This is a genomic window from Corynebacterium sp. UMB9976 (assembly GCF_030212265.1).
Lineage (GTDB): Bacteria > Actinomycetota > Actinomycetes > Mycobacteriales > Mycobacteriaceae > Corynebacterium.
This window is the reverse complement of the sequence record NZ_JASODY010000190.1, coordinates 1-232: the sequence shown is the minus strand read 5'-3', so window position 1 is coordinate 232 and position 232 is coordinate 1. Positions and strand designations below refer to the sequence as shown.

Sequence of the window (232 nt, the reverse complement as noted above, 5' to 3'; positions counted from 1 at the left end):
GCACTTATTCTGTGGTTAGGTTCTTTTTACGTAATGGAAGGGAAAATTAGCCTTGGTCAGCTTATTACTTACAATGCATTATTGGTTTTCTTCACGGATCCCTTACAGAATATTATCAACTTGCAAGTTAAAATGCAGACAGCACAAGTAGCTAATAAGCGCTTAAACGAAATATTTGCAATTGAGCCAGAGAAAACAAATGATTCTTCATTCGGTGAAATTTCCAATCAAA

The 232-nt window shown here is 34.9% G+C and carries 1 protein-coding gene; it reads left to right on the top strand.

The window, feature by feature from the left end:
* Positions 1-33: 33 nt before the first annotated feature.
* A partial coding sequence (locus tag QP140_RS10325) for a hypothetical protein (RefSeq protein ID WP_284759564.1) occupies positions 34-232 on the top strand: 199 nt, incomplete at its 3' end.